4 protein-coding genes are annotated in these 7,132 nt (G+C 46.4%); all 4 read right to left on the bottom strand.

All coding sequences use genetic code 11. The features are described 5' to 3' along the window. Positions 1–3,183: FimV/HubP family polar landmark protein (locus KI743_RS22555; RefSeq protein ID WP_285468337.1), on the bottom strand; the 3,183-nt coding region annotated here is incomplete at its 3' end. Between the two features lie 209 nt (positions 3,184–3,392). After that, complete coding sequence (locus tag KI743_RS22550) at positions 3,393–4,406, bottom strand: aspartate-semialdehyde dehydrogenase (RefSeq protein WP_032551900.1); 1,014 nt, start codon at positions 4,404–4,406, stop codon at positions 3,393–3,395. Positions 4,407–4,418: 12 nt separating this feature from the next. Further along, the gene (locus KI743_RS22545; protein WP_285468336.1) at positions 4,419–5,552 is read right to left on the bottom strand and encodes a 4-phosphoerythronate dehydrogenase; all 1,134 of its coding nucleotides are present in this window, start codon (positions 5,550–5,552) and stop codon (positions 4,419–4,421) included. A 334-nt stretch (positions 5,553–5,886) separates the two neighbouring features. Then, positions 5,887–7,098: a beta-ketoacyl-ACP synthase I gene (fabB, locus tag KI743_RS22540; RefSeq protein WP_032551898.1), complete on the bottom strand. Its 1,212-nt coding sequence runs from the start codon at positions 7,096–7,098 to the stop codon at positions 5,887–5,889. Positions 7,099–7,132 lie beyond the last annotated feature (34 nt).

The following is a 7,132-nucleotide window of genomic DNA, read 5'->3' as shown; positions in this document are numbered from 1 at the left end:
TGGCTCTGGCTCTGGCTCTGGCAAGGAGTCTTCCATATCCAGCTGAGGCTCGCTAGCTTCAATTTTCGGCGCGAAGTCAAAATCCGACTCCAACTCTTGCGGCGACTCAACATCGTCGATTGCAGCAGAAAGCCAATCATCCTCAAGCTCTGTCGAATCTTCTACCGATTGCTCTTCTGTGAACTGCTGTGATGTCTCTTGTTCTAAATCCGCGGCTAATACATCTTCCAGATCATTTAGTGTCGGCTGAACTTCCGGCTCTGGTTGAGACAGTAGTTCTTCTACGCTCTCTTCCAAATCCGCAGATGGCGTTGGTTCATCAAATGCTTCTAGCTCAGGATCGAACTCTTCTAACTCGGGCTCTACTGCTGATGCAATATCCTGCTCTACGCTCTCAACTTGTGGGGAAGCAAGCATATCCTCGTCGATAGCAGCTTCTTGATCAGTAGCTTGAGTCTCAGATGTCGCTTCTAGCGTCGAATCATCAGTCGCAATAGAATCTTCTTGTTGAGTATGTTCATCAAACAGAGCATCTGCTTGAGGCGCGATGTCGAACATGTCATCAATAAAGTCGTTACGGTTGAAGTCTTTGCTTTCTTGCTCAACCGGAGCTGTCGGCTCATCTGTTACTTCAATATCATCAACAGGGCTTTCTGCTTCTAGCGCTTCAGATTCTAACTCTGCGGCAACTTCTGGTTCAGCATCTTCTTCCGGTTCAGGAGCTTCTGCCGTTTCAAATGGATCAAGTTCGTCTAAGCTCGCTTCTGGAGTTTCAGGCGCCTCTTCAAGTGCTGAAGAGAGTGATTGCTCAAAGCTTGGTTCTTCAGGCTGGGTGTCTTGTTCAGGCTCTAGATCATCAATGCCACTAGTTAGCAGATCATCGAACGGGTCGAGAGATTCTGACTCTTCTTGCGTCTCAGGTTCTGGCAGTGATGAGTCAGATAAGTCGTTACCCAGAAGCTCATCGAGTGTCTCATCATCGTCAAGTGACAACGGCGTATCATCGTCATCTAAGAAGTCATCGAGCAGATCTGTACTGCTTTCATCTAACTTAAAATCATCTTCATTTTCTTCAGATAAACCCGACAACTCTTCAAGTTCAGCAAGCGGGTCTAGGTCTAGATGTTCCTGTTCGCCAGTCTCATCGTCATCTCCTAGCATGTCATCAAGAAGATCGGTTGAATTGCTAAGGTCTACATCGTCACCATCAAGCAGTTCATCGAGTAAGTCAGTACTTTCGTTAGAAGCCAGCTCTGGGTCATTGGAAAGTAGATCGTCTCCAATCAATCCTTCCTCTTCAGGCACAGGCTGCTCAAATTGAGAAAGGATATTCTCGATGTCATCATCAGAAGCAAGCTCACTTGAGAACTGAGACGTCAGGTCTTCTTGATCATCAAGGTTAAACTCATTTTCAGTATCCGCTGGCGACTGCTCCGCAACTTGAGCGAAAATATCGTCAATATCATCGTTGCTTGCAGGCTCACCTGGCGATTGTTGCTCTGAGATAAGAGCATCAATATCGAACTCGTCACCTAAGTCAGGCGTTTCGGTAGAAGCCGACGACTCATCCGCAGATGGCTGCTGCTCTGAAATAAGCGCATCAATGTCAAAGTCATCGCTCACACCCGGCGTCGTAGAGCTGTCGTCTTCCGACATCAAGGTATCGAGGTCGAATCTATCGTCATCATCATCGCTAGATGCAAACAGGTCGTCCAGCATCGACTGATCCAACTCATTAGAGCCAAGATCTTCAGTTTGAGCATCCTGAGACAATAGAGCTTCAATATCATCGGCAGACATTGGGTTATCATCTGAAAGGTCAAAGTCACCTTCATCAGAATCAAGTGCACTCTCTACTGTTTCGTCCAGGGCACGCTCCATCTCTTCTAGACCAAGCGCTTTTTCTTCACCGTTAACACTAATGCCGTTATTGCTATCAAGGTCATTGCTGTCTAAATCGATATCCTCGAAGCTACCATCTAGATCGCCGTCATCACCAATACCAGCAAATGGATCGTCGTCTTCACCGTCAAGGTTGAAGTCAAGATCAGCATCGTCCAATCCAGCAAAGACATCTTCCTGCTCACTGCTGCCTTCATCATCAAACAGCTTCTCAGTGTCATCATCAGCACCGAACAGCTCATCGTCCAGAGAAAGCTCTGTATCAAGATCCGCCATCTCTTCGTCGAGCGGCATTGGAACAACGTTGTTTTGCTCCGGTAAGTTATTGGTTTCTTGCGCAGCTTGTTGAGGCTCGTCTTGTTTAGACTTTCTGCCTAGCAGTAGAACAATGATCAGACCGATTAGAAGACCCGGAATAATAGCCAATGCAGCAACAAGCCAACCGTTAGACAGCAGTTGGTCCATGGTGCTAGGTGCCATTTTTTCCATTTCAGCGTTCTTCTGACGCTCTTCTTCAAGCAGTTTTTCTACTTCATTGCGAATACGGTCTTCATCGCTCAGCTCAGTTTTGAGTACCTCTACCTCAGACTGAACATTGGACAGCATCAGACGTAGCTGATGGTTTTTCTCTTCAAGAGACAACAACTCAGACTCTGACATCTCCAGCTGCTTCTCAAGTTGATTCACTTCATTTTCTTGAGGCGACATCATCGGCTTTGATGGCGCTGCAGGTTTGGTCTCAGCCGTTACCTTAGGTTCAACCGTTTCTGGTTTTACGACTGGAGCAGGTTTTGGTGTCGCAGGTTTTACTACTTCTGGTTTAGTTGGAGCGACTGGCTGGCTAGATGGCACGTTCAGCTTAGCTTGGTGCGAATCCATAATTCGGATCGCTTGCTGCGTTGAGCTTGCGCGAGCCTGCTCTAAAGATGGTACACGCAGGTAGCTCGATGGCACTAAACTGTGGATGTTTTGATTTTCAAAAGCCTGAGGGTTTAATCGGTAGATCGCCAAAAGCGTTTGTTGCACTGAAACTGAGTTATCAGGGCGCAGTCGAGACGCAATAGACCACAAGGTTTCGTTGCCATTGGTTGGTCCATAAAATCGAGAAGGCTCACTCGCTTGATTGAGTGATTGAGCGCGAACTGGCTCTGAGAATGTTGGCGAGGATTTTATCTGTCCATCGGGGCCAACCACTCGAATAGTATCTGCACGAACTACGGAAATCTGAGTCGCAATAACAAACGCTAAAGGCATCCACCACTGCTTGAAAATTTGAAACATAAAAGGCTCAGTTAGGTGCTTAAATTCGGAAAAATAACGATCTACTAAATATATCGGATAACAGGAGCAAAACTATAGGGATGAAAACAAAAAATGTGTTGCGACGACAATATTCGCAGCAATTTCACACAATTTGTGAAGATGTATTTTTTATTGATTAAAAAAGCCCCACTAATGAGTGAGGCTTCAATAAACAGCGAGGGTGTCGATTAGAAGTAATCGCGAATCAATACTTCACCGATTTGCACTGCGTTAGTCGCTGCGCCTTTACGAACGTTGTCAGCAACCACCCACATATTAACGCCACTGTGGTGACTGATATCACCGCGGATACGACCAACCATTACATGATCTTTACCGCCTGCATCACGAACCTGAGTTGGGAACTCTGCACCGTGGAACACTTCAACACCTTCTGTGTTCTCTAGCAATTGCACAACATGCTCAGCACCGATTGGGGAGCGTGTTTCAATGTGTAGAGATTCAGCGTGACCGTAGAATACTGGTACGCGAACACATGTTGGGTTTACTGTAATTGAAGAGTCTGCGAAGATTTTTTGAGTTTCCCAAACCATCTTCATCTCTTCACGGGTGTAGCCATTTTCAGTGAACTCATCAATCTGTGGAATACAGTTGAACGCGATCTGTTGAGGGAACGCCGAGTTCTCTGCTGGCATACCGTTCAGCAGTTTCGCCGTTTGACCTGCTAACTCATCAATACCCGGCTTGCCTGCACCAGAAACCGATTGGTACGTAGAAACGTTAATACGCTCTAGACCCACTTCATCGTGAATCGGTTTTAGTGCGACAACCATTTGGATAGTTGAGCAGTTCGGGTTTGCAATGATGTTACGGTTACGGAACTCTGCGATCGCTTCTGGGTTCACTTCAGGAACAACCAGAGGAACATCGTACTCGTAACGGAACTTAGAGGTGTTGTCGATAACAACGACGCCTTCGTCTGCTGCAATCGGAGCCCACTTCTCAGATAGATCACCACCAGCAGAGAAAAATGCGATGTGTACTTGAGACCAATCAAAGTCTTCTACATTCTGCACTTTTACCGTTTTACCATTGAAACGGTAGGTTTTGCCTTCACTACGTTCACTTGCTAGTAAGTGCAGTTCACCGACAGGGAATTTACGCTCTTCTAGTACTTCGATAATGGTTTCGCCAACCGCACCCGTCGCACCTAAAACAGCAATATTAAATTCTTGGCTCATTGTTTCTCTCTTTTATAAAGTTGGCTTTACCATAAAACCGAGTTTCGCTAACGGTGCTAAGTTACAAGTCTCATCACCCGTTAGTTCGACTGCACTGTATTCTCTGCGGTCCCAATATTCTTTACGCATGCGGTCAAAAGAACCTGGCGTAGCGATATTGCGACGGAATAAGGCGTCGTCTTTGCGCACATCATAGATCAACTGAGTCAAATTGTGCAGTGTTGCTTCGTCCCATGCTCTATCTAATTTCATTTGCGGCACTGGTGCCGTCGGCAATAAGTCACTTGCATATGCACGTTGCTCTTTACCTAAGAACTCACAATAGCTGTTGAAAATCATGGTTGTACCGCGCGCTTTGCCCTCTAAACCATAACCAGCAACATGCGGTGTTGCGAAGGCAAGCAGTGGCAATAGCTCCATGTCCACTTCTGGTTCGAATTCAAATACATCCAATACCGCTGTGAAACCATCCGCTTTTTGTAGGCGAGCCTTCAGTGCTTGGTTGTCCACCACAGGACCGCGAGCTGCGTTAATCAAGATTTGATCAGCACGGAAGTTGTTCAGTACCGTTTCGTTGATCAAGTGATGCGTTGGGTAGTCACCCGTTTTGGTGATCGGCGTGTGCGTGGTGATAATGTCCGCTTGCTCAAGCAAAGTCTCAAGCTCAGTGAAATCACGCGCGTCGCCCTCTTGCTGTTTTAGAGGATCATTCAAAAGCACCTTAATGCCGATACCTTCTAAGCAACGAGCTAAGTAGCTGCCCACTTGGCCACAACCGATAATGCCGACCGTTTTGTCGAATACTGAAAAGCCTTGCTGCTGAGCCAGTACCATCATTGAGCTGAACACATATTCAGCCACACCGACTTTGTTACAACCTGGAGCGGCTGTGAAGAAAATCCCACGCTCTTTCATCAAGTCTTGATCAACATGATCCATACCTGCGGTTGCTGTGCCTACGAATTTCAATTTATTCGCTTTGCTAATCAGCGACTCATTCACTTTAGTCACAGAGCGAATCATTAGAGCATCAACATCTACAAGGTCGTCTGCTGTTAGGGTACGACCTGATTTTAAAATCACTTCGCCCAGTTGACTGAATAGTGCTTCAGCATAAGGCATATTTTCATCGATTAAGATTTTCATTACGCGGGTACTTTAGTTACGGTCCATCGACCTAAAATGAGGATTGAAATGATTGTGCAAAATTAGACAGCGGCTGTCGAGGGCAAATAGACAAACGACCTTAGCTTGTGGCGCTTAGGACGCTATAAAAAGAAAAATGCCCGATTGAATAAACAATCGGGCAAATACCCAGAACAAAAGGATCCTGTCTCGCTCTCCAGGAGACAGAGTCTGCGTCTGTTCGATCAGTGACTAACCAAAGCCAGTACTGATCAAGCTCTGGAAACCTATAAATCTAATAATCTATACGCCTGTCGTCAGACTTATTCTGTTTATTGGTGATGAAAGTAAAGACTTAGTCTTGGTACTTTTTGATCACTAGTGTTGCGTTAGTACCGCCGAAGCCGAAGCTGTTCGACATTACTGTTGTTAGCTCTTGCTCGCGAGCTTCAGTTACGATGTCTAGACCCGCTGCTGCTTCGTCTAGGTTTGCAACGTTGATGCTTGGCGCAATGAAACCATTGTCTAGCATTAGCGTTGAGTAAATCGCTTCGTGTACACCAGCAGCACCTAGAGCGTGACCTGTCATCGCTTTAGTTGCAGAGATAGCTGGGCTGTTGCCACCGAAGACTTCTTGGATAGCACCAAGTTCTTTAACGTCACCAACTGGCGTTGAAGTACCGTGAGTGTTCACGTAATCAACACCTTCAACGTTTTGCATTGCCATCTTCATACAGCGAACTGCGCCTTCACCAGACGGAGCTACCATGTCGTAACCGTCAGATGTTGCACCGTAGCCTACGATCTCGCCATAGATTTTCGCGCCACGTGCTTTCGCGTGCTCAAGCTCTTCGATAACTAGCATGCCGCCACCACCAGAGATTACGAAACCGTCACGGTCTGCATCGTAAGTACGAGATGCTTGCTCTGGAGTGTCGTTGTACTTAGTAGATAGTGCGCCCATCGCGTCGAACATCATAGTCAGAGACCAATCTAGTTCTTCACCGCCACCAGCGAATACTACGTCTTGTTTACCCAGTTGGATAAGTTCCATTGCGTGACCAATACAGTGTGCAGATGTCGCACACGCAGAGCTCATTGAGTAGTTCACACCACGGATTTTGAAAGGAGTCGCTAGACACGCAGAAACCGTTGACGCCATTGTACGTGGAACCATGTATGGACCAACGCGCTTAACGCCTTTTTCACGCAGGATATCAACCGCGTTAACTTGGTTTAGAGATGAAGCACCACCAGACCCCGCAACAATACCTGTGCGATCGTTTGATACTTGCTCTTCTGTTAGACCAGAGTCAGCGATTGCTTGCTCCATTGAAAGGTATGCAAATGCCGCTGCATCACCCATAAAGCGCATTTTTTTGCGATCGATATGGTCAGCTGGGTTCATTTTTAGGTTACCCCAAACTTGAGAGCGAAGGCCTTGTTCCTTGAACTGCTCTGAAGCGGTAATACCTGACTTACCCGCTTTTAATGATGCTAAAACTTCTTCGACGTTGTTACCGATACTTGAAACAATACCCATACCGGTGATTACGACTCGTTTCATGTGACATTCCTATAATTCAAAATTCAGCTAGATG

It is taken from the genome of Vibrio sp. D420a, assembly GCF_030248625.1.
GTDB lineage: Bacteria > Pseudomonadota > Gammaproteobacteria > Enterobacterales > Vibrionaceae > Vibrio > Vibrio fortis_A.
The sequence above is the reverse complement of the archived record's forward strand: the minus strand, read 5'-3'. Positions and strand labels throughout refer to the sequence as shown.

What these genes read in the sequence shown, in the direction of transcription:
- fabB (WP_032551898.1), bottom strand. Translation starts at nt 7,098, where the DNA reads ATGAAACGAGTCGTAATCACCGGTATGGGTATTGTTTCAAGTATCGGT.
- KI743_RS22545 (WP_285468336.1), bottom strand. Translation starts at nt 5,552, where the DNA reads ATGAAAATCTTAATCGATGAAAATATGCCTTATGCTGAAGCACTATTC.
- KI743_RS22550 (WP_032551900.1), bottom strand. Translation starts at nt 4,406, where the DNA reads ATGAGCCAAGAATTTAATATTGCTGTTTTAGGTGCGACGGGTGCGGTT.